The sequence below is a fragment of the Amycolatopsis ponsaeliensis genome, from assembly GCF_030182635.1.
GTDB classification, from domain to species: Bacteria; Actinomycetota; Actinomycetes; order Mycobacteriales; family Pseudonocardiaceae; genus Amycolatopsis; species Amycolatopsis ponsaeliensis.
Genome location: NZ_JAPZLD010000041.1, coordinates 81,457 through 103,769, shown reverse-complemented (window position 1 = coordinate 103,769; position 22,313 = coordinate 81,457). Strand labels below are relative to the sequence as shown.

The following is a 22,313-nucleotide window of genomic DNA, read 5'->3' as shown; positions in this document are numbered from 1 at the left end:
GGTGAGGGTTACTTCTCTGGTATCCCATGGGTTCGACTCCCGAAAGCCTTCACCACTTCGATCTCGGGCACACGAACGCACTCCCGGTGCGGGAAAGATCTCGGGAGCCGCGGCCACACCGATGCCCGGTGCGCAGGCGAGGGTTACTTCCTTGTAATGGGCAGGTCGGGGGTTCGAATCCCTCCCGGACCACTTCCGGTCCGGTAGCTCAGCCTGGCAGAGCAGCAAACGTACCTTCACCGACTTCGATCTCGGGCATCGCCGTGGCCGCGGCTCCCCCATCACGAGGGGGAGAAATGAGCAAGTTCAACACCGCCCGCGCACCTGCCGCGACTTCGCCGGTCCGCGGTGAGGCCACGCCGTCCGCCGTCACCCACGAAGGCGGCGCCGGTTACGCGCGCGACGCCCGGTCCGAACTCTTCCTGCTCGCCGTCACGAACATGGTGGGCGAGCACACCTTCTACGAGTCCGCCGGCGAGCGCGACACCCGCTACACAGCGCTGGTCCACGCCGCGACCTTCGAGGATCCACAGTGGACGGCCCGGTTCCTGCGCTGGCTGCGGACCGAGGCGAACCTGCGCACCGCGTCGCTCGTCGGCGCGGCCGAGTTCGCCAAGGCGCGCCTCGACGCCGGGCTCGACGGGCTCGGCCGCCAGGTCGTCGCCGACGTCCTGCAGCGGGCCGACGAGCCCGGGGAGCTGCTCGCCTACTGGACTTCCGTGCACGGCAAGAACATCCCGAAGCCGGTCAAGCGCGGCGTGGCCGACGCGGCCCGGAAGCTCTACGACGAGCGCGCGTACGTCAAGTGGGACTCGGCCGCGCGGGCGTTCCGCTTCGCCGACGTCCTCGAGCTGACCCACCCGGGTCCGCGCGAGCCCGCCCAGGGCGAGCTGTTCAAGCACATCCTCGACGAGCGGCACGACCGCGGGAACCCGCTCCCGGACACGCTCCGGGTGCTGCGCGCCCGCGCCGAGCTGACGGCGTGGGACGTGCCGCGCCGGCGTGCGCTGTTCGGGCAGCCGGACGCGGCGGACACCCTTCGCGCGGCCGGCATGACGTGGGAGTCGGTTGCCGGCTGGCTGCAGGGTCCACTCGACGCGCGCGTCTGGGAAGCGCTGATCCCGTCGATGGGTTTCATGGCGCTTCTCCGGAACCTGAGGAACTTCGACGAGGCCGGTGTCTCGGACGAGGTCGCGCAGCGGGTTGCCGCGCGGCTGGCCGATCCCGCTCAGGTCGCGAAGTCGCGGCAGCTGCCGATGCGGTTCCTGTCGGCCTACCGGGCCGCGCCGTCGCTGCGGTGGGCGTGGGCGCTGGAGCAGGCGATCGCGCTTTCGCTGGCGAACGTGCCCGAACTGCCCGGCCGGACGCTCGTGCTCGTCGACACCTCGTCGTCGATGAACCTGGGCTTCAGCCGTGACGGCTCCCTGATGCGCTGGGACGCCGCCGCGGTGTTCGGCCTCGCGCTGGGCCGCCGGTGCGCGGCCGCCGACGTCGTGTCGTTCTCGGACCGGCTGCTGGGCGGCCCGCGCACCAAGGCGTTCAAGCTGCGCCGGGGCGGCTCGCTGCTGAGCGACGTCGAGCGCTGGAAGTCCGGCGGGTTCTTCCTCGGCGGCGGCACGAACACGGCCGGCGCGGTGCGGAAGCACTTCGCGAAGCACGACCGCGTCGTCATCCTCACCGACGAGCAGGCCGGCTTCGGCGACGTCGGGCAGTCACTGCCCGCGCACGTGCCGCTGTACACGTGGAACCTGGCCGGCTACCGGTACGGTCACGCGCCGTCCGGTACCGCGCGCCGGCACACGTTCGGCGGCCTGACCGACCAGGGCTTCCGGATGATTCCGCTGCTCGAGGCGGGCGAGAACGCCGACTGGCCGTTCTGAGAGAAGCCGCGGAGGCCCCCATGACGGGATCATGGGGGCCTTCACGCTGTGTACGGACCGTCACAAAAATGGCCGTGGACCGAGCACTAGTCTGCGCCGTATAGTCCACGTGGAATAAACGACCTGGAGTCATCCGAAGGGACTATCGATCATGGCCTCGGCCAAGCTGACCCCACTCGGCATCGCCGTGCTGGAGCTGCTCCACGAGAAGCCCATGCACCCGTACGAGATGGCGCAGCTCATGCGCGAGCGGTACGTCGACACGCGGGTCAACGTGAAGGCGGGATCGCTCTACCACACCGTGGAACGTCTGCAGCGCAACGGTTTCATCGAGGTCGTCGACACGCAGCGGGACGGCAGGCGGCCCGAGCGGACCGTCTACGGCATGACCCAGGCCGGGCTGGACGAGTTCAGCCAACGCGGCCGCGAGCTGCTGGGCGACCTCGTCAAGGAGTTCCCCGCCTACCTGTCCGGACTCGCCGTCATCGACGAGCTGGGCAAGGAAGCGACGCTGCTCGAACTCGACCACCGCGTCACGCGGCTGCGCGCCGGTGTGGCCGCCGACCAGGCCGTCCTCGACCACTTGGCCGGGGACCGGACACCGGAGATCTACTGGCTCGACTGGCGCTACCAGTGCGACCACCGGAAGTTCGAGCTCGAGTGGACCGAACGGCTCCTCGACGACCTGCGCTCCGGGCGGATCCCGTTCCAGGACCACTACCAACCCAACCTGAGCCTCATCACCAGGGAAGACGACGATGAACGCAAGACAAGCTAACCCGTGGGCGGCGCTCGGCGCGCTGTGCCTCGGCTTCTTCATGATCCTGCTCGACACGACGATCGTGTCGATCGCGATCCCGACCATGCTGCGCGAGCTGAACGCCGGGCTGAACTCCGTCGTCTGGGTGATCAGCGTCTACCTGCTGACCTACGCCGTGCCGATGCTGTTCACCAGCCGCCTCGGCGACCGCTTCGGCCCGAAGCGGGTGTTCCTCGCCGGGCTGGTCGTGTTCACCGGCGCGTCGCTGTGGTGCGGCCTGTCCGGCAACGTCGAGATGCTGATCGCCGCGCGTGCCGTGCAGGGCATCGGCGCCGCGCTGATGACGCCGCAGACGCTGGCGTTCATCACGCACCTGTTCCCGCCGGCCAAGCGCGGCCCGGCGATGGGCATGTGGGGCGGCGTCGCCGGCCTGGCGACGATCACCGGCCCGCTGCTCGGCGGCGTGCTCGTCGACCACCTCGGCTGGGAGTGGATCTTCTACGTCAACGTGCCGATCGGCGTGATCGCCATCGTCATGACGCTGCTGCTGGTGCCGGACTGGCAGCCGAAGCACTCGCACTCGTTCGACCTGATCGGCATCGTGCTCTCCAGCCTGGCGCTGCTGTTCATCGTGTTCGGCGTGCAGAACGGCCAGCAGTACGACTGGGGCACGGTCTGGGGCGGGATCACGGTCTTCGAGATCATCGGCGCCGGCGTGCTGCTGCTGGTCGCGTTCGTGGTGTGGCAGCGGGTGAACAAACGCGAGCCGCTGCTGCCGCTGCAGGTCTTCTCGAACCGCAACTTCTCGGCGGGCACGCTCACGGCGACGACGGTCGGCTTCGCGATGACCGGCATGTTCCTGCCGCTGGTGATCTACATCCAGTCGGTGCTCGGCCTGAGCCCGACGATGGCGGGCCTGCTGACCGCGCCGATGTCGCTGCTGTCGGGGATCGTGGCGCCGTTCGTCGGGAACCTGTCCGACAAGGTCAACGGCAAGTACCTGGTGATGTTCGGCCTGGCGTCGCTGGCCGCCGGGCTCGGGGTCATCGCGCTGCAGGCGTCGCCGACGAGCAGCCCGTGGAGCTTCATCCCGGCGCTGCTGCTGTGCGGGCTCGGCATCGGCTGCATCTTCTCGCCGATGAGCAACATGACGATGGGTTCGGTGGAGCCCCGGCTGGCCGGGACGGCTTCGGGGATCTTCAACACTTCCCGTCAGGTCGGCGGCGTGCTCGGTTCCGCGGCGATCGGCGTGCTGCTGCAGGCCCAGGTGAGCTCGTCCATCGCGGACGAAGCGGCGAAGGCGGCTTCGCAGCTGCCGGAGCAGTATCGGGCGCCGTTCGCGGAAGGCATCGCGAAGGCCGCGGCGAGCACCGGTGAGTTCGGGTCGGCCGGCGGGCCGTCGCCGATGCCGGGGCTGCCCGCGGAGGTCGCCGCCCAGGCCGGGCGTCTCGCGTCGGACGCGGTCCACAGTGGACTGACGGACGCGGCCCGCGTGACGATGCTGCTGCCGATGGCGGTGCTGCTGCTGGGCGTTCTCTCGGCAGCCGTGCTGCGGCAGGTGAAGCCGCGCTGGGAAGCCCCGGCGCCTGCCCCCGAGACCGCCGCCGCCTGACGTGCGGGCCTCCACTCCGGGTGTCGGGACCGGAGCGGAGGCCTGCACGGCCCCGCGGGAGCGGTGGTCTAGCGCGCGGTCTTCGGCGTCGAAGCCGAATCCGCCCGGATGGTCGCCCGGCCCTTCGTCGCGCGGATCCTGGTCCACAGCGACTGCGTTCTGGTGACGGGCGTCGATTCCGTGACCCGTACGGTCATCGGCCACCTCCGCGTCTTCCCGGCGCCATATGTTGCGAGCCACAACAAACTAACTCCGTTTGCCCGGTGACGCCGGTCACAATTCGATTACAGCGAGCGTCCGGGTACGTTCGCCGGGTGCAGTTCGTCCTCGCCTCCCAGTCCCCCGCCCGGCTCGCCCTCCTACGCTCCGCGGGCCTCGATCCGGCCGTGTTCGTCTCCGGCGTCGACGAGGACGCCGTCGCCGCCTCGCTGACCGACCCGTCGCCGTCGGAGCTCGTCGCGGCGCTCGCCGCGGCCAAGGCCGAAGCGGTCGTCGACCAGGTCGCCGCGGTCCACCCGGACGCCGTCGTCGTCGCCTGCGACTCGATGCTGAACATCGGCGGCCAGATGGTCGGCAAACCGCCGAATCCGGACATCGCCCGGCAGCGCTGGGCCGCGATGGCGGGGTCATCCGGTGAACTCCTGACCGGGCACGCGGTCGTCCGGCTCGACGGCGGGACGCGCGCGAAGGAGACCAGTGGCTGGGAGTCGACGACCGTCCGGTTCGGCACGCCGAGCCCCGAAGAGATCGACGCGTACGTCGCGACCGGCGAGCCGCTGCACGTGGCCGGCGGGTTCACGATCGACGGCCTGGGCAGCTGGTTCGTCGAGGGGCTCGACGGCGGCCACACGAGCGTCATCGGCATCAGCCTGCCGCTGACGCGCCGGTTGCTGGCCGAGGTCGGCGTGAGTGTCGTGGATCTCTGGCGACGTCCCGCATCCTGAGAAGGGCGCCACACGAACGGGTGATCCGGAAGAGTCCTGCCTTGCCTAACGTTCTCTTTACCCGGCAAGACAGGAACTTTCGAGCACCGGAGTCGCCCCGTGTCTTTCGTACGGACATACACCAAGCCGCGGGTGTTCGCGGCCGCGGTTCTCGGCTCGCTCGTCGTCGGCGCCCTGCTGGGCGTCGTCGCACGGCAGACCGAGGCCGGCTGGCTGACCGATCTCCTCGACCAGATCGGCACCATCTTCACCACGCTGCTGCAGATCGCGGTGATCCCGCTGGTCTTCACGGCGATCGTGGTCGGCATCAACAGCCTCCGGAAGCTCGGCGGCGGCCGCACCGCCGCGCGCCTCGGCGGCAAGACGGTGCTGTGGTTCGCCATCACGTCGTTCATCGCGTCGCTGATCGGCATCGCCGTCGGCCGGATCTTCGACCCGGGTTCGGGCGGGCTCGGCGGCGTCACGGCGACCGCCAAGAACGCCGACAAGGCCGCCGCCAGCGTCGACCACTGGGGTTCGTGGAGCGCGTTCGTGAACGGGCTCCTGCCGGAGAACTTCGTGAAAGCGTTTGCCGACGGCGAGACGCTGCAGGTGCTGTTCCTCGCGCTGGTCATCGGCGCCGCCGCGTACAGCCTGGGTGACAAGGCGAAGCCGTTCGTGGACTTCACGACGAGCGTCTTCGAAATCATCCAGCGCTACCTCGGCTGGATCGTCCGGCTGGCCCCGATCGGCATCATCGGCCTGATCGGCGCGGCGGTCTCCAACTACGGCGACGCGCTGTTCCGGCCGCTGTTCTCCACCACGCTCGCGGTGTACGTCGGCTGCCTGCTCGTGCTGTTCGTCGTCTACCCGATCCTGCTGCAGTTCGTGGCGAAGGTCAGCCCGATGAAGTTCTTCGCGAAGGCCGGCACGGCGATCCAGTTCGCGTTCGCCTCCCAGTCCTCGGCCGCGACGCTGCCGCTGACCCGCCAGTCCGCGGTGAACCTGGGCGTCCAGCCGGCGTACGCGGCCTTCGCGACCCCGCTCGGCAGCGCGACGAAGATGGACGGCTGCGCGGCGGTCTTCCCGGCGATCGCGGCGATCTTCGTCGCCAACCTGGCCGGGGTGTCGCTGAACTTCTGGCAGTACGCCGGCATCGTCGTGGTCGCGGTGGTCGGCGCGCTGGCGACGGCCGGCACCACGGGCTGGCTGACGGCGTTCACGCTGACGACGTCGTTCATCGGCCTCGACGCGAAGCAGGTGGCGATCGGCCTGGCGCTGATCTACTCGGTCAACCCGATCATGGACATGATGCGGACGGCGACGAACGTGGCCGGCCAGATCGCGGTCCCGGTGATCGTGGCGCGCGGGGAAGGCCTCCTCGACGACGAGGTCCTCAACGCCCCGACGGACAACCCGGAACACAGCGACGAAGGCACCGAGGCCCGGCACACGGAACCCGCCCCGGCCTGATCGGCGTCAAGACGGGCAAGTACGGAGGTCGGCGCGGGTGAGCCGGATGTCCGGCCACCCGCGCAGGTCCGACGGCGCCGTGTACCGGCGGGTGCAGCCGACCGACTTGCCCGTCAGGTCGTACACCTGGCCCAGCACCGGGGCCGCGTCGCACCGGGGCGTGCCGGAATCCGCGCCGCGGCAGTCGTGGCGGACCACGATCACGTCCGGGCGGCCGTCAGCCGTGACGTCGTAGAGCGACAGCGTCCCCGCGTCCGCGAAGTACGGCTTGCCCGGCGCGCGCCAGACTCCCCCGCTCGCGACGAGCAGTTCGCCGTACGCCGCGTTGTCCTGGTCGCCGACGTCACCGCGGACCAGGCACGTCGGCGCCGCGCCGTCGATGCAGCGCAGCGAGTTCTGGTCCAGCCGCACACCCAGCTGGGCGATCGACAGCTCGAACACCGTGCCCGGCTCGGGCCCGACGCGCACCCGCGCCGAACCGCCCGCCGCGTCGGCCAGCAAGACCACCGGCGTCCCGCCGACCGTCATCGCCGCGAGCTGGCGGCACGGGCCGCCGCCGCAGGTCACCACCGGCGCCACCGGGGCGGCCGCGGGCTCGGCCACGCCGGCGGGTGCCTCCGGCCGCGGCCGCAGCAGGAACACCGCGGCGATCGCGCCGAGGGTCACCACCGCGGCCAGCACCGCGGTGAGCAGCGCCGACCGAGGCGTGCGCGCCGCCGAAGTCCGCATGAGACAGAGCGTAAGCCGCCTCGCGACTGTGTGTGGGCAGCGGCCCGGCGGCGTGTGGCCGAAATCCCCCGGCCGGGCACCCGATCGAGGCACCCCGGCTTAGCGGAGCGTGTCCGTCTATGTTGTCCGGGTGACGAACCCGAACCTTCCCCCCGCCCTCTACCTGCCGACCGGCCCGGCCAGCGCCGCGACCGAAGGCGCGTCGATCGAGCTGCGCCGCACGCCGGACGGCCGCACCGCACTGGTCGCGTTCACCGCGCTCGACCGGCTGATCGACTGCTGCGGCGAGCACCAGCCGTGGGTGCTGGTGAACACCGAGCACCTGCCGAAGGTCCACGCGGCGAACCCGTACGACGTCATCGTGCTCGACTCGCCGCTGCCCCAGGAGCTGCGCCACCACGTCTGAGCGTGGTTCAGCTCTCACTCCAGAGACTCCCGACGTCAGGTCCGTAGACTCCCCCGTACCGCGAAGGCGGTCAGCAATGCAGCTGTCGGGACGCAGGAGGTGCGGGGTGGCCGAGCAGGTCGGCGAATCCACCGGTGGTCCGGTGACCAAGATCCTGGTCGCCAACCGGGGCGAGATCGCGGTACGCGTGATCAGAGCCGCCAAGGACGCTGGCTTGGCCAGCGTGGCGGTGTACGCCGATCCGGATCGCGACGCACCGCACGTGCGCCTGGCCGACGAGGCCTTCGCGCTCGGCGGCACGACGGCCGCCGAAAGCTACCTCAACTCCGACAAGCTGCTCGACGCGGCGAAGCGCGCCGGTGCCGACTCCGTGCACCCGGGCTACGGCTTCCTCTCCGAGAACGCGGACTTCGCCCAGGCCGTCCTCGACGCCGGGCTGACCTGGATCGGGCCGAGCCCGCAGGCCATCCGCGACCTCGGCGACAAGGTCACCGCGCGCCACATCGCCATGCGCGCGGGCGCGCCGCTGGTCCCGGGCACGAAGGAGCCGGCCAAGAACGCCGACGAGATCGTCGCGTTCGCCGACGAGCACGGCCTGCCGGTGGCCATCAAGGCCGCGTTCGGCGGCGGTGGCCGCGGCCTCAAAGTCGCGCGCACCCGCGAAGAGATCCCGGAGCTGTTCGAGTCGGCGACGCGCGAGGCCGTCGCCGCGTTCGGCCGCGGCGAGTGCTTCGTCGAGCGCTACCTGGACAAGCCGCGCCACGTCGAGGCGCAGGTGCTGGCCGACCAGCACGGCAACGCGATCGTCGTCGGCACCCGCGACTGCTCGCTGCAGCGCCGGCACCAGAAGCTCGTCGAGGAGGCGCCCGCGCCGTTCCTGTCCGACGAGCAGCGCAAGCGCATCCACGAGTCGGCGAAGGCGATCTGCAAGGAAGCCGGCTACTACGGCGCCGGCACGGTCGAGTACCTCGTCGCCACCGACGGCACGATCTCCTTCCTCGAGGTCAACACCCGCCTGCAGGTCGAGCACCCGGTCTCGGAGGAGACCACCGGCCTCGACCTCGTCCGCGAGATGTTCCGCATCGCGCGCGGCGAGAAGCTGCGGATCACCGAGGACCCCGAGCCGCGCGGCCACTCGATCGAGTTCCGCATCAACGGCGAGGACGCCGGCCGCGGCTTCCTGCCCGCGCCCGGGACCGTGACGAAGTTCGTCGCGCCGAGCGGTCCCGGCGTGCGCGTCGACTCCGGTGTCGAGTCCGGCAGCGTGATCGGCGGCCAGTTCGACTCGATGCTGGCGAAGCTGATCGTGACCGGCTCGGACCGGGACAACGCCCTCGAACGCAGCCGCCGCGCACTCGCCGAGATGGTCGTCGAAGGCATGGCGACCGTGCTGCCGTTCGACCGCGTGATCGTGGACGACCCCGCGTTCATCGGCGACGAAAACGGTTTCAGCGTGCACACGCGCTGGATCGAGACGGAGTTCGACAACAAGATCGAGCCGTTCGTGGCGCCGGACATCGAGGCCGCCGAGGAAGAGCCGCGCCAGAACGTCGTCGTCGAGGTCGGCGGGCGGCGCCTGGAAGTGTCGCTGCCCGGCGGGTTCGCGCTCGAAGGCGGCGGCGGGGGCGGCACCGCCGTCAAGGCCAAGCCGCGCAAGCGGGCCGGCGGCGGCAAGGCCACGGTGAGCGGCGACGCCGTCACCGCGCCGATGCAGGGCACCATCGTGAAGGTGGCCGTCGAAGAGGGCCAGACGGTCGAAGCCGGTGAGCTGATCGTCGTCCTCGAGGCGATGAAGATGGAGAACCCGGTCACCGCACACAAAGCGGGCACCGTGACCGGCCTTTCGGTCGAGGTCGGCGCCGCCGTGACGCAGGGCACGCAGCTTCTCGAGATCAAGTAGGACAGTTCGTTACAGATGTCGTGGTGGGCCGCCCCCGAGGCGGCCTACCATCGACAAGGTGACCGAAGTCCCGTCTCCGCAGCTGCGGATCAGCGACCAGAACCGCGAGTCCGCGCTGTCCGCGCTCGGTGAGCACATGAGCGCGGGGCGGATCGACATCGACGAATACGGCGAGCGTTCGGCGCGGATCACCGCGGCGAAGACGCGCGGCGAGCTCGTCGAGCTCTTCGCGGACCTGCCCGCGCCGCACCCCCGGTACGAAGACGCCCCGCAGGCCGTCACGGCACCCGAGCCGGCGCCGACGGCCCAGCCGGTGCCGCGCCGCCCGGGAACGCCGGACAGCTGGAGCGGCGGGCAGCGGTTCGTCGCCGCGTTCGTCCCGCTGGTCTGGATCGCGGTGATCGCGCTGATCGCCACCGGCGTCGTGCACGGCACGCTGATCCTCGTCCCGATCGGGCTGAGCATCTTCGGCCGGTCGATGTGGGGCCACGCCGGGCACTCCCACCACGATCACCGTGACCGCCGCGAGCGGCACCTGCGCGACCGGGATCGGCGGCGCGAGCTGCGAGACTCGTTCCGCGACCACCGGCGCGGCCTGGACCGCTGAGCCACCGTGGGCGACATGCGGTTGAGCGACGACGAACGCCAGGACGCCCTGGACGTCCTCGAAGAGCACGTCCGCTCCGGACGGCTCGACATCGACGAGTACGGCACCCGCTCCGCGAAGGTCACCGCGGCCAAGCGGGTCAGCGAGCTCGTGCCGCTGTTCGACGACCTGCCTTCGCCGCGCCCGAGCGCGCTGCTCAACGGGGCCGCCGCGCCCCAGGTGCCGGTGATGTCCGGGGAAAGCGCGCTGTCCCAGTTCCTGACCCGCGGCGCGGTGCCGATCGCGATCATCCTGGCGGTCGCGGTGCTCATCCTGTCCCGTGGCCGGCTGCTGATCATCTCGGTGGCGCTGCCGCTGGTGGTCGCGATGATCGCCGGGGCCCGCCGCCGGCGCTGAAGCCTGCGAGAATCACCGGCGTGATGGGCGTGGTGCCGGGCGCGCTGGACGCCCGAGGCGAACGGGTGGCGGGGCCGATCTTCACCGGCGTCGGCCTGGCCGGGCTCGCCGCGTGCGTGCTCTGGGGGCCCGGAGTCCGGGGCGTCACGCTGGTCGTCGTGGTGGTCGCGGCGGTGTGGGTGCCGCTGCTGATCCCGCTGTTCCCGCACCGGCGGACGCACCCGTGGCTCGTCGCGGGCTACTACGCCGGGGTGCTCGCGGTCGCGACCGTGCTGGTGGCGCGCAACGACACGTTCATGGGCTTCGCGTCCTTCGGCTATCCGCTCGCCTTCGTGCTCTTCCCGGCGCGCTGGGGGTTCTTCGCGGTGGCCGCGACGGCGACGCTGCCGCTGCTGGCCGCCAACTCGGATTCGCAGAGCCCGACGTGGGTCCTGGTCCTGTCGATGGCCGGGCCGCTGCTGTACGCCGCGTGGTTCGTCGGCGCGGAGAGCGAGCAGCGGCGGAAGGCGAACGTCCGGCTGGAGGCCGCACTCGAGGAGAACGCCGACCTGCACGCGCGGTTGGTCACCCAAGCGCGGGAAGCCGGTGTGCTCGACGAACGGCAGCGGATGGCCCGCGAAATCCACGACACCCTCGCGCAGGGCCTGACCGGGATCGTCACGCAGCTGCAGGCCGCCGACGGCCCCGACCGGGAGCGGCGGCTGGAACAGGTTCGAGTGCTTGCCCGGGAGAGTCTCGGCGAAGCGCGTCGCGCGGTGCAGGCACTTCGGCCGGAACCCCTGGACGCGGCCCAGCTGCCGGAAGCGCTTTCCCGGCTGGCCCGGCGGGTCTCCGAGACGTCCGGAGTGGCCGTCCGCGTGGAGACGACCGGGGACGCCCGGCCGCTGCTGCCGGATCTGGAGGAGACGCTCTACCGCGTCGCGCAGGAGGCGTTGGCGAACGCGGAGAAGCACGCGAAGGCGTCCCGGATCGGGGTGACGCTGTCCTATGCGGACGATCTGGTGCTGCTCGACGTCGTCGACGACGGCATCGGCTTCCGGCCCGGCGACCGCGGCGACGGCACGGGATTCGGCCTGGAGGCGATGCGGCAACGCGTCCGGCGGGTCGCGGGGACGCTGTCGATCGAGAGCGCGCCCGGCGGCGGAACGGCCGTGAACGCCCAGGTCCCGGCGCTCTGAGATTGCTCCGTTCGGCGGGCAACCGGTTCCCCGTCTCGGACGTGGAGAGCGTGCAGGTCGGGGGAAAGGGGACATGATGAAGAAAACGTGGTTGCGGGCGGGGGTGCTCGCCACCGTGGCGATCGCCGTCACCGCACTGGGGGTTCCGGCGGCGCAGGCCCAGGCCGTGCGGCTCTCGTGGAAACCGACAGTCCTGCCGTTGCCGGCCGGGGCGAGCCCACTGGGGCACGGGTACCTGAACGGTTCGGACGGCCACGGCGAGTACACGGGCTCGTTCATCGTCGACGACAAGCTCCAGGTCGTGAGCTGGCGTGGCGGCGAGCCGGTGCTGCGCGGCGTGCCGGAGGGCTACGAGTGGGCGATGGTCGCGGGGGAGGACAGCGCGGGGCGGGTGTACGGCGACGCGCTCGACTACGACTCTGACAACGACCGCTCGTTCGTCCTCGACGCCACCGGCTTCCACCTGCGCGAGAACCCGGCAGGCTTCCGGAGCTTCCAGGTGCGTGCGGTCAACAAGCGGGGTGACGTGGTGGCCCTGCTGCTCAGCGACGACCCGGCCGCCAGCGCGCCGGCCGTCTGGCCCGCCGGTGCCACGGCGCCGACGATCCTGTCGTTCCCGCCCGGCACCAACAACGTGATCGACATCGACGACGACGGCGCGATCCTGTTCTCCAGCTTCGAGCGCGACGTCGTCTGGAAGAACGGCGTGAGCCGGCCGCTGGCCGACATCGCCGGCTTCTCGAACCCGCACGGCTCGGCGATCCGCAACGGCATCGTCGTCGGGTGGGCGTCGAACGCCAACGCCTCGCAGGCGGTGCGGTGGACGACCCCGGAGAAGGCCACGCCGCTCTCCGGCAGCGACTACGCCATCGACATGAACGTGGGCGGCCTGACGGCCGGGCTGGCGCCGGTCCCGGGTTCGTTCCGAGGCAAGCCGATCGCGTGGCGCGGCACTACGCCGGCCGGCGAGCTGAAGCAGCCCGGCACCTACACCGGCTACCAGCCCACCCACGTCAGCGACGACGGGACGTTCGCGGGGATCGCGTCGAACGGCGCGCTCGACGAGGGCGGGGTACCCGTGATCTGGCGCTTGACCCCATGACGCGGCCTTGACCGAGCGGGCCGGGAGCGAGGTGCTCCCGGCCCGTTTCTAAACCGTTCCCGGGGTTCACGCGTGCTGGCGTCGAACAGGGGAGGAACGGATGGGATTCAGAACCAAGGCGCTCGCCGTCGCCGCGGCGGCGCTGCTCACCACCACGCTCGTGCAGCCCGCGCAGGCCGCCCTCGGCCACTGGGAAGCCGGGTTCCTGGCCACACCCGAGGGGTACCCGGACGCGACCGGCTGGGTCCGCGGGACCGACAGCCACGGCGGGTACGCCGGGAACCTCGTGCTGGGCGAGGAGTCCGCGTTCGTGACGTGGTCGCAGGGGCGGCCGGTCGTGCACCCGGTGCCGGAAGGCTGGTCGCGGTTCACGGTCGCCGACGAGAACTCCGCCGGAACAGTGCTCGGGGACACGACCGACGCCGGTTCCCAGCGCCAGGTGGCGTTGTTCGACCACGGCACGTTCCGGCTGCTGCCGCGGCCGGTGGACCGGCCGTTCGTGACCTCGGTGGCGCTGAACGAGCGCGGGGACGTCATCGCGAAGGCGTCGGCTTGGGACGGCAGTGACCCGGCGGTGCTGCTCTGGCGCGCCGCCGACCGGGAGCACGCGGTGGTGATCACCGGGCAGCCGTACCTGGACCCCGCGGACATCGACGACGACGGCACCATCCTGGTGAACTCGTTCCCCAACGCGTTCCTCTGGAGCGACGGCGAGTTCCGGCAGCTCACCGCTCCGCCGGAGGCCGCGTACCTCCACGTCCAGGCCATCCGGAACGGGCAGGTCGCCGGCCAGTACGGCGAGTCCGACCAGCTCCACGGCGAAGCCGTGGTGTGGCGCTCCGCCGACCGGCCGTCGGTGCTGCCCGCGTCCCACGCGGCGTTCGGGATCAACCGGTACGGCCTGGTCGTCGGCACCGGCCCGATGCCCGACCCGTTCGGCCCGCCGCCGCCCCTGTCGACCTGGCTCGCCGGCCGGGCGATGGGCCCGCTTCCGCTGGCCGGCTACGCCGACGGCTACGCGGAGACGGCGGGCGACGACGGCACGATCGCGGGTCAGGTGGCCGGCTTCAACCCGAGCGGCTACGGCGGCCGCCCGGTCGTGTGGCGCTACTCGCTGCGCTGACGGCCAGGCCGGGAGCGGCGCGTTCCCGGCCTGGCTAGGCTGGGCGGAGTGGAACCGGTGGAGATCAACGCGGGCACGTACTACCTGCGCCAGCTGCGCGCCGACCGGCACATCGACGATCGTCAGGTGCTGATCGAGGCGTTCGCCGACCCGACGCACCGCAAGTACGTGCTGAATTACCGCCTGCGCACCCTCGACGAGGCAACGGAGTACGTGGCGCTCAGAGCGGCCCAATGGGCGGGCGACGAGCGCTGTTCGTGGGCGATAGCGGAGCCGACCTCGGGCCGGTTGCTGGGTGAAGTGGGGTTGCGCGAGCTGGACCTTTCTTCGAACTACGCCGAGGCGACGATCTGGGTCCACCCGACCGAGCGAGGCAAGGGCATCGCGACAACGGCGTTGAGCGCGGCCTTGCGCTTCGGCTTCGGCGGCTTGGAGCTGGCCGAGGTGAGCTACCGCTACGAGGAGAGCAACACGGCCTCGGCGATCGTGGCGGAGCGCTGCGGGTTCACGTTGGTCGGCCCGGAAGCGGAGCGGGCGCCCACGGGTGAGCGCCTGATCCGCTGGCACCGGACCTCCTGACGCCCCTCAGCTCACCGGCTCCACGATGCCCGCCCGGGCCTCCGGGGCCGCCGACCTCAGCGCGTCCGCCGCCTCGTCGCTCGGCTGGGATTGGGACTCCCTCTCGGCCTCCACCCGGGCGTTGTAGACCTCGATCTCCCGCTTCACCGTTTCGGGTGACCAGCCGAGGACCTCGCCGACCAGGGTCGCCACCTGCTCCGCGCAGTCGACGCCGCGGTGGGCGTACTCGATCGAAATACGCGTGCGGCGGGCCAGGATGTCCTCCAGGTGCAGCGCCCCCTCGTGCGAAGCCGCGTACACCACCTCGACGCCCAGGTAGTCCGGTGCGTGCTCGATCGGCTTCAGCAGCTCCGGGCGGCCGTTCGCCGCCGCCAGGACCTCGTGGACCAGCGAGCCGTAGCGGTCCAGCAGGTGCCTCACCCGGTAGGGGTGCAAGCCGTGCTCGGCGGCCAGGTGGTCGGCCTGGTTGACCAGCGCGTGGTAGCCGTCCGCGCCGATCAGCGGGACCTTGTCCGTGATCGACGGCTGCGAACGGCCCGGCAGATCCACCGCCGCCGCGTCGACGGCGTCCGCCGCCATCACCCGGTACGTCGTGTACTTGCCGCCCGCGATCGCGACCAGGCCCGGTGCCACCCGCGCCACCGCGTGCTCGCGCGAAAGCTTCGAAGTCTCTTCGCTCTCCCCCGCCAGCAACGGGCGAAGGCCCGCGTACACGCCTTCGATGTCGTCGTGCGTCAGCGGCGTCGCCAGGACGCTGTTGACGTGCTCGAGGAGGTAGTCGATGTCGTGCTTCGTCGCCGCCGGGTGCGCCAGGTCGAGGTTCCAGTCGGTGTCGGTCGTCCCCACGATCCAGTGATTCCGCCACGGGATCACGAACAGCACCGACTTCTCGGTGCGCAGGATCATCCCCGACTCCGAGACGATCCGGTCGCGCGGCACGACGATGTGCACGCCCTTGCTCGCGCGCACCCGAAACCGCCCGCGACCACCGGAAAGCCGTTGCAGCTCGTCGGTCCACACGCCGGTGCAGTTGATCACCGCGGCCGCCGAAATCTCCGTCTCGCGCCCGTCCTCGACGTCGCGCACGCGCACGCCGGACACCCGGTCGGCCTCGCGCAGGAACCCGACGACCTGGGTCGACGTCCGCACGACCGCGCCGTAGTGCGCCGCGGTCCGCGCCACCGTCATCGTGTGGCGGGCGTCGTCGGACTGCGCGTCGTAATAGCGGATCCCGCCGATCAGCGCGGACCGCTTGAGCGCCGGCACCATCCGCAGCGCGCCCGCACGGGTGAGGTGCTTCTGGCCCGGGACGCTGCGGGCGCCACCCATCGTGTCGTACATCAGCAGGCCGGCGGCGGTGTACGGCCGTTCCCACACGCGGCGGGTCAGCGGGTAGAGGAAGCTGACCGGCTTGACCAGGTGCGGCGCGATGGTCGTCAGCATCAGCTCACGTTCGCGCAGCGCTTCCCTGACCAGGCCGAACTCGAGCTGTTCCAGGTAGCGCAGGCCGCCGTGAAAAAGTTTGCTCGACCGGCTCGACGTCCCCGAAGCGAGGTCGCGGGCTTCGACGAGGGCGACCCGCAGCCCGCGCGTCGCGGCGTCCAGCGCCGTGCCCGCGCCCACCACGCCGCCGCCGATGACGACGACGTCGAAGGTCTCGTTGCCGAGCCGCTGCCAGGTCTCTTCCCGCTTGGCCGGGCCCAGTCGAGCCGGGTTGGTCTCCGCTGCGTGCTGCGCCACGTGACATTCCTCCTCGTGCCGGCGAGGGTTCCAGCATCGCACGACCTGGTGATCCTCCGCCCGTCCACGGATGACACGTGTGGCGTAACCCTCCGCGATCTTGAAAAGATTCCGCTACCCGGTGCTTGGAATCCGCTTCTACGCCCCGGTAACGTCGCGCGAACGTGGGTCGGCAACGGTGCCGTGGCACGCCGTGATCGACCCTGCGCAGAGTGTCCAGTGTGGAGGTGCAGCGGTGAGTGCTGGGGCAATAATCGTCTGGGAACTATTGGGAACGGCCGCGCTGATCCTGCTCGGCAACGGTGTGGTCGCGAACCACGTGCTCCGCAAAACCAACGGGAACAACGGCGGAATCCTCTTCATCAACTTCGGGTGGGCGTTCGCCGTCTTCACCGGCGCCAGCATCGCCGCGCCCAGCGGCGCTCACCTCAACCCGGCGGTGACCCTCGGGCTCGCCATCGCCGACAAGACCCCATGGGCCGACGTCCCGTTCTACTTCATCGGGCAGATGGCCGGCGCCATCATCGGCGCCATGCTGTGCTGGGCGACCTACAAGCTCCAGTTCGACGACCACCCCGAGCCCGAGAACACGCTCGGCATCTTCTCCACCGCGCCGCAGATCCCGAACACCGCCTGGAACCTCGTCACCGAGGTCATCGGCACCTTCGTCCTGGTGGCGTGGATCCTGCTCAGCCCGGTCGTCACCGTCGGCGACGGCGGCACCCCGAACTTCGGCAACTCAGCGCTGGGCTACGCGGGCGTCTCGTTCGTCGTCCTCGTGATCGGTACTTCTCTCGGTGGCCCGACGGGGTACGCCATCAACCCGGCACGTGACCTCGGCCCCCGGATCGCGTACGCGTTCCTGATGCCGATCCGCAACAAGGCGAACGCCAACTGGGGCTACTCGTGGATCCCGGTCGTCGGCCCGCTGGTCGGTGGCGCGATCGCCGCGCTCCTGTACCTCGTCGTGCACAACCTGACCTGATCGCCGAACCTTCCGAATTCCTGGAGCACACATGACTTCGTACGTAGCCGCGATCGACCAGGGCACCACGTCGACCCGGTGCATGATCTTCAACCACGAAGGCCGCGTCGTCTCGGTCGACCAGCGCGAGCACGAGCAGATCTTCCCGAAGGCCGGCTGGGTCGAGCACAACGCCGAGGAGATCTGGGAGAACACGCGCCGGGTCGCCGCGGGCGCACTGGCCAAGGCCGACCTGACCGCGGCCGACATCGCCGCCGTCGGCATCACCAACCAGCGCGAGACCGCGTTGGTCTGGGACAAGTCGACCGGCAAGCCGGTGTACAACGCGATCGTCTGGCAGGACACCCGCACCGACCGGATCGTCACCGAGCTCGGCAACCTCGGCGGCGGCCAGGAGCGCTACCGCGAAAAGGTCGGCCTCCCCCTCGCGACGTACTTCTCGGGGCCGAAGATCAAGTGGATCCTCGACAACGTCGAAGGCGCGCGCGCGAAGGCCGAAGCCGGTGACCTGATCTTCGGCAACATGGACACCTGGGTGCTGTGGAACATGACCGGCGGGGCCGACGGCGGCGTGCACGTCACCGACCCGACCAACGCCTCGCGCACCATGCTGATGGACCTCGACACCCTGCAGTGGGACGCCGAAATCGCCAGCGAAATGGGCATCCCCCTTTCGATGCTGCCGGAGATCCGCTCGTCGTCCGAGGAGTACGGCAAGGTCCGCGAGAAGGGCGCGCTCGCCGGCGTGCCGATCGCGGGCATCCTGGGCGACCAGCAGGCCGCGACGTTCGGCCAGGCCTGCCTTTCGCCCGGCGAGGCCAAGAACACCTACGGCACCGGCAACTTCATGCTGCTCAACACCGGTACCGAAAAGGTGATGTCGCAGAACGGGCTGCTCACCACGGTCTGCTACAAGATCGGCACGAACGACACGATCTACGCGCTGGAAGGCTCCATCGCGGTGACCGGTTCGCTGGTGCAGTGGCTGCGCGACAACCTCGGCATGATCGCCACCGCGGCCGAGATCGAAGACCACGCGCGCAGCGTCGAGGACAACGGCGGCGCGTACTTCGTCCCGGCGTTTTCGGGTCTGTTCGCTCCTTACTGGCGGTCCGACGCCCGCGGCGCGATCGTCGGGCTCACCCGGTTCGTCAACAAGGGCCACCTGGCTCGCGCGGTGCTGGAGGCGACCGCCTTCCAGACCCGCGAGGTGCTCGAAGCGATGAACGCCGACTCGGGTGTCCCGCTGAAGGCGCTCAAGGTGGACGGCGGGATGGTCGTCAACGAGCTGCTGATGCAGTTCCAGGCCGACATCCTCGGCGTGCCGGTGATCCGCCCGGTGGTCAACGAGACGACCGCGCTGGGTGCCGCGTACGCCGCCGGCCTGGCGGTCGGGTTCTGGAAGTCCGAAGACGACATCCGCACGAACTGGGCCCAGGACAAGCAGTGGGACCCGGCGATGGACGACGCCCGCCGCGACCGCGAGTTCCGCAACTGGAAGAAGGCCGTGACGAAGACCTTCGACTGGGTCGACGACGAGGACTGACCGGTCAGGGCCGGGGGCACCCGGTGCCCTCGGCCCGCACCGTCAGTCTTCCCAGCCCTCCGGCTTGCCGGACTGCTCGTTGGGCGCCACGACCAGGAACGTCACCCCCTGATCGTCCGCGATCCGCACCTGCCTGCCGTACGGCGAGTCGAACGGGGTACCCAGCGCCTGACCGCCCAGCTCGACCGCCTTGGCCGCGCTCGCGTCGGCGTCCGCCACCGAGAAGTACGCGGACCAGTGCGACGGCACGTCCGCCGGCACCGAGTCCGGCAGCGCGCCGACGCCGCCGACCGGGCGGCCGTCGAGCAGCAGCACCGCGTACGTGAAGTCGTCGTTCGACAGGTCCTGGAAGCCGTAGCCGAAGACCTGCTCGTAGAACGCCTTCGCCGCCGGGTAGTCCCGGCTCATGCACTCGTTCCAGGCCATCGTGCCCGGGGCCGCCGTCACCTGCGTGCCCGTGTGGTTGCCGGGCTCCCACAGACCGAAGGCCGCGCCGCCGGCGTCGACCGCGACGGCCATCCGGCCTTCCTGCATCACGTCCATCACCGGCACGACGATCTGGCCGCCGGCCTCGGTGATCGCCGTCGCCGTCTTGTCCACATCGGACACCGAGAGGTAGGTGGTCCACACCGCGGGCATCTCCTGGCCGGGCGGGGTCTGGCCGATCCCGGCGACCGGACGGCCGGCCACCATGGCCATGCCGTAGAAACCGGTCTCCTCACCGCCCGTCTGCACGTCCCAGCCGAACAGGCCGCTGTAGAAGGCCACCGCCTTCGCCTGGTCGGGCACCATCAGGTCCACCCAGCTGGGTGTCCCCTCGGGCCATGGTTCGTCGCGGAACAACATTTCGGCTCCCTACCCTCGTCAGCGCCGCCTCGGGTGACGGCCGACACAGTCTTGCACCGGCCACCGACAAAAACCGGTGCCGAACGGCCCCCACCACGGAACCGGCCCGATCGGGGACGGTCGGTGAGCGCGGCTCCCGTCAGTCGTCCCAGCCCCGTGGCTTGCCGGACCGCGCGGTCGGCGCGATGACGAAGAACGGCACGCCCTGGTCGTCGGCGAGCAGCACGTGCCTGCCCTCCGGCGAGTCGTACGGCTCGCTCAGGATCCGGCCGCCGAGCTCGACCGCCCGGGCCGCGCTCGCGTCGGCGTCCGCCACCCAGAAGTACACCCGCCAGCTCGACGGCACCTCCGCGGGCAACGCACCGATCGCCCCGACGGGCCGGCCGCTCGCCAGCAGCGCTTTGTACGTCGAGTCGCCGCTGGTCTCGTCTTCGAAGCCGTAGCCGAACACCCGTTCGTAGAACGCTTCGGCCACCGGGTAGTCCCGGCTCATGCACTCGTTCCAGGCCAGCGCGCCCGGCCCCGCCATGACCTGCGTGCCCTGGTGGCCACCGGGCTCCCAGAGGCCGAAGGTCGCACCGCCCGGGTCGACCGCGATGGCCAGCCGGCCCTGCTCCGGCACGGTCGTCACCGGCACGACGACCTGACCGCCCGCTTCGCCGATCGCCGCCACCGTTTTGTCCGCATCGGACACGGACAGGTAGGTCGTCCAGACCGCGGGCAACTCCTGACCTGGTGGAGCCTGGCCGATCCCGGCGACCGGACGGCCCCGCAGCGTCGCCATGCCGTAGGAGCCGGTGTCTTCACCGCCCGGCCGCACGTCCCAGCCGAGCAGGCCACGGTAGAAGGCGACCGCCTTCGCCTGGTCGGGCACCATCAGGTCCACCCAGCTGGGTGTCCCTTCGGGCCACGGCTCGTCCCGGAACAGCATGTCGGCTCCCCACCCCTCGTCGGCACCGTCTCGGTGACGGCCGGCTCAGTGAAGCAGGGGGGTCCGACAAAAACGGAAAATCAGCTCTGGACCAGGCGGGCGTAGACGACGATGTTGTCGACGTAGTTGTGCGCGCTCCGGTCGAAGACGCCGCCGCAGGTGATCAGCCGCAGCTCGGGGCCGGCCGTGTCGTCGTACACGCCTTCCTTTTCGAAGTCCTGCTTCGGCACCTGGTGCACCTTCGTCACCTCGAAGAGCGCCGTCGTCCCGTCCGCGCGCGCGACCGAGACGCGGTCGCCGGCGGCCAGCTCCTTGAGCCGGTAGAAGATGCCCTTCTGGTGGTTGCCGTCGACGTGCCCCAGGACGACGGCCGGGCCGACCTCACCCGGCGTCGGCGCGTAGGTGTACCAGCCCGCCTGCAGCGGCGTGGTCACCGGCGGCACCTGGATGGTGTTGTCCGCGTTGACACCCAGCGGGACCAGCGACGAGTGCGCGCCGATCTTCGGGATGTCGATCGAGACCGGATCGGACTTCGGCAGCGCGGCGACGGCGTCGGCGGCCTGCGCACCGCCAGTGGGCGCCGGGTCCACCGCGACCGGCTGCGCGGGCGGCGGCTGCGCGGTCGACGGCTCTGGCCCGCCGCCGAGCGTCAGCGCCAGCACCACCAGCGCGGCCAGCAACGCCACGACCAGGGAGATCAGGTAACCCCGCCTGCTGGTGATCCTCGTGGTCATGTGCTCCCCCCTCTCGCGGGTTTACACGTCTGGGCGGCCCGATCGGTTGGGCCGCCCAGACGCTACCCCGCTCCCCCTCGGGAGATCAGCGGCGCCGAGCCCGCCGGGCCAGCACGAGACCGCTGCCGCCGAGCGCGAGCACGCCCATGGCGGCCGCGGCCCCGAGCGGCGTGCCGGAGTCGTCGACCGGGCCGTCGGTGCCGCCGGTCTGCGGCGCGCCCGCCGGCACCTTGGTGACCTGCTTGGTGCCCGGCGTCTTGGCAACCACGCGGTCCACGACGAACGGCACGTCGACGAAGGTGTCGGGACGGCCGTCCCGGGGGTGGCAGCGCAGGTTGACCGGGTACTCGCCGGCGCGGACGTCGCGCACGACCCCGGTGTAGGCCCGCACCGAGCCCTTCGGATCGGCGTCCGCGAAGGCGTCGACCGCCCTGGAGGTGACGTAAGCCTCGCCCTCGCAGCCGACGGTGATCCGCACCTCCGCGCCGGGCACTCCGTGGCCCGGGGTGACGGTGAGCTTGGGCGCGGCCGGCTTGGCGGTGGTGGTGGTGCTCGGAGTGGGCGTCGCGCTCGTCGAAGTGCTCGCGAGCGCCGCGCCGGGCGCGACGACGAGGAAGGCCGCGGCGACACCCGCGACGACAGCGGTGTTCTTCATTCTTTTCTCCCCTGCGAAATCTGCGAACAAAGCAAGTACCCGGACACCGGTCGCAGTTCCCCCTGCCTCGGCTTCGTCCGCTTGCTTATGTACTCCAAGACGTCTCCACCTGCGGAAGGTTGCGCTCGCAGGTCACGAATACGTCGCGAAATCGCGCTTCGGGAACCCAAGAAAAAACCACCCCGGAGCGTGGCTCCGAGGTGGTTTC

General features: G+C 70.8%; 22 protein-coding genes. 15 read left to right on the top strand and 7 right to left on the bottom strand.

Going from position 1 to position 22,313, the window contains the following annotated elements:
• Positions 1–296 precede the first annotated feature (296 nt).
• The 3 genes from QQ657_RS42595 to QQ657_RS42585 all read left to right on the top strand — a co-directional run bounded on the left by QQ657_RS42595 (position 297) and on the right by QQ657_RS42585 (position 4,252).
• Positions 297–1,880 carry a TROVE domain-containing protein gene (locus QQ657_RS42595; RefSeq protein ID WP_284748053.1) on the top strand — a complete coding sequence of 528 codons (1,584 nt, stop codon included), beginning with the start codon at positions 297–299 and terminating at the stop codon, positions 1,878–1,880.
• Between the two features lie 151 nt (positions 1,881–2,031).
• Entirely contained in the window at positions 2,032–2,658 is a 627-nt protein-coding gene (locus tag QQ657_RS42590) for a PadR family transcriptional regulator (protein ID WP_284748052.1), read from the top strand.
• Positions 2,639–4,252, top strand: coding sequence for a DHA2 family efflux MFS transporter permease subunit (locus QQ657_RS42585; RefSeq protein WP_284748051.1), 1,614 nt, complete (start codon positions 2,639–2,641; stop codon positions 4,250–4,252). Before QQ657_RS42590 ends, QQ657_RS42585 begins: the two co-directional genes overlap by 20 nt.
• Positions 4,253–4,320: 68 nt before the next feature.
• On the opposite strand, the gene QQ657_RS42580 is transcribed toward QQ657_RS42585, so the two are convergent.
• On the bottom strand, positions 4,321–4,449 hold the full coding sequence (locus tag QQ657_RS42580; RefSeq protein ID WP_284748050.1) for a hypothetical protein: 129 nt from the start codon (positions 4,447–4,449) through the stop codon (positions 4,321–4,323).
• A gap of 117 nt (positions 4,450–4,566) precedes the next feature.
• On the opposite strand from QQ657_RS42580, the gene QQ657_RS42575 reads away from it, so the two are divergent.
• Together QQ657_RS42575 and QQ657_RS42570 are read left to right on the top strand one after the other, a co-directional pair.
• Positions 4,567–5,196, top strand: coding sequence for a Maf family protein (locus tag QQ657_RS42575; protein WP_284748049.1), 630 nt, complete (start codon positions 4,567–4,569; stop codon positions 5,194–5,196).
• A 99-nt stretch (positions 5,197–5,295) separates the two neighbouring features.
• The gene (locus QQ657_RS42570; protein ID WP_284748048.1) at positions 5,296–6,648 is read left to right on the top strand and encodes a dicarboxylate/amino acid:cation symporter; all 1,353 of its coding nucleotides are present in this window, start codon (positions 5,296–5,298) and stop codon (positions 6,646–6,648) included.
• A 6-nt stretch (positions 6,649–6,654) separates the two neighbouring features.
• Here the strand turns inward: QQ657_RS42570 and QQ657_RS42565 are convergent, their stop codons facing one another.
• The gene (locus tag QQ657_RS42565; RefSeq protein WP_284748047.1) at positions 6,655–7,377 is read right to left on the bottom strand and encodes a hypothetical protein; all 723 of its coding nucleotides are present in this window, start codon (positions 7,375–7,377) and stop codon (positions 6,655–6,657) included.
• A gap of 130 nt (positions 7,378–7,507) precedes the next feature.
• On the opposite strand from QQ657_RS42565, the gene QQ657_RS42560 reads away from it, so the two are divergent.
• The 8 genes from QQ657_RS42560 to QQ657_RS42525 all read left to right on the top strand — a co-directional run bounded on the left by QQ657_RS42560 (position 7,508) and on the right by QQ657_RS42525 (position 14,668).
• Complete coding sequence (locus QQ657_RS42560; protein WP_284748046.1) at positions 7,508–7,783, top strand: SAV_915 family protein; 276 nt, start codon at positions 7,508–7,510, stop codon at positions 7,781–7,783.
• A gap of 106 nt (positions 7,784–7,889) precedes the next feature.
• Positions 7,890–9,683, top strand: a complete 1,794-nt coding sequence (locus QQ657_RS42555) for an acetyl/propionyl/methylcrotonyl-CoA carboxylase subunit alpha (RefSeq protein WP_284748045.1) — start codon at positions 7,890–7,892, stop codon at positions 9,681–9,683.
• Positions 9,684–9,741: 58 nt separating this feature from the next.
• On the top strand, positions 9,742–10,290 hold the full coding sequence (locus tag QQ657_RS42550) for a DUF1707 SHOCT-like domain-containing protein (RefSeq protein ID WP_284748044.1): 549 nt from the start codon (positions 9,742–9,744) through the stop codon (positions 10,288–10,290).
• Positions 10,291–10,296: 6 nt separating this feature from the next.
• Complete coding sequence (locus QQ657_RS42545) at positions 10,297–10,686, top strand: DUF1707 SHOCT-like domain-containing protein (protein ID WP_284748043.1); 390 nt, start codon at positions 10,297–10,299, stop codon at positions 10,684–10,686.
• A gap of 23 nt (positions 10,687–10,709) precedes the next feature.
• Positions 10,710–11,864, top strand: a complete 1,155-nt coding sequence (locus QQ657_RS42540; protein ID WP_284748067.1) for a sensor histidine kinase — start codon at positions 10,710–10,712, stop codon at positions 11,862–11,864.
• 73 nt (positions 11,865–11,937) lie between these two features.
• A complete protein-coding gene (locus QQ657_RS42535; RefSeq protein WP_284748042.1) occupies positions 11,938–12,966 on the top strand; it encodes a hypothetical protein in 1,029 nt (342 codons plus the stop codon).
• Between the two features lie 100 nt (positions 12,967–13,066).
• On the top strand, positions 13,067–14,089 hold the full coding sequence (locus QQ657_RS42530; protein ID WP_284748041.1) for a hypothetical protein: 1,023 nt from the start codon (positions 13,067–13,069) through the stop codon (positions 14,087–14,089).
• A gap of 48 nt (positions 14,090–14,137) precedes the next feature.
• Positions 14,138–14,668: a GNAT family N-acetyltransferase gene (locus tag QQ657_RS42525; protein WP_284748040.1), complete on the top strand. Its 531-nt coding sequence runs from the start codon at positions 14,138–14,140 to the stop codon at positions 14,666–14,668.
• 6 nt (positions 14,669–14,674) lie between these two features.
• On the opposite strand, the gene QQ657_RS42520 is transcribed toward QQ657_RS42525, so the two are convergent.
• Positions 14,675–16,408: a glycerol-3-phosphate dehydrogenase/oxidase gene (locus tag QQ657_RS42520; protein ID WP_284748039.1), complete on the bottom strand. Its 1,734-nt coding sequence runs from the start codon at positions 16,406–16,408 to the stop codon at positions 14,675–14,677.
• 235 nt (positions 16,409–16,643) lie between these two features.
• Here QQ657_RS42520 and QQ657_RS42515 point away from each other — a divergent pair, with 235 nt between their 5' ends.
• On the top strand, positions 16,644–17,393 hold the full coding sequence (locus QQ657_RS42515) for an MIP/aquaporin family protein (protein ID WP_284748038.1): 750 nt from the start codon (positions 16,644–16,646) through the stop codon (positions 17,391–17,393).
• 31 nt (positions 17,394–17,424) lie between these two features.
• Positions 17,425–18,939 carry a glycerol kinase GlpK gene (gene glpK / locus QQ657_RS42510; protein WP_284748037.1) on the top strand — a complete coding sequence of 505 codons (1,515 nt, stop codon included), beginning with the start codon at positions 17,425–17,427 and terminating at the stop codon, positions 18,937–18,939.
• 42 nt (positions 18,940–18,981) lie between these two features.
• Here glpK and QQ657_RS42505 read toward each other — a convergent pair whose 3' ends face one another.
• The 4 genes from QQ657_RS42505 to QQ657_RS42490 all read right to left on the bottom strand — a co-directional run bounded on the left by QQ657_RS42505 (position 18,982) and on the right by QQ657_RS42490 (position 22,105).
• A complete protein-coding gene (locus tag QQ657_RS42505; protein WP_284748036.1) occupies positions 18,982–19,785 on the bottom strand; it encodes a VOC family protein in 804 nt (267 codons plus the stop codon).
• A gap of 139 nt (positions 19,786–19,924) precedes the next feature.
• The gene (locus tag QQ657_RS42500) at positions 19,925–20,716 is read right to left on the bottom strand and encodes a VOC family protein (RefSeq protein WP_284748035.1); all 792 of its coding nucleotides are present in this window, start codon (positions 20,714–20,716) and stop codon (positions 19,925–19,927) included.
• 80 nt (positions 20,717–20,796) lie between these two features.
• Positions 20,797–21,450 carry a class F sortase gene (locus QQ657_RS42495; protein ID WP_284748034.1) on the bottom strand — a complete coding sequence of 218 codons (654 nt, stop codon included), beginning with the start codon at positions 21,448–21,450 and terminating at the stop codon, positions 20,797–20,799.
• Between the two features lie 85 nt (positions 21,451–21,535).
• On the bottom strand, positions 21,536–22,105 hold the full coding sequence (locus QQ657_RS42490) for a hypothetical protein (RefSeq protein ID WP_284748033.1): 570 nt from the start codon (positions 22,103–22,105) through the stop codon (positions 21,536–21,538).
• Positions 22,106–22,313: the final 208 nt, after the last annotated feature.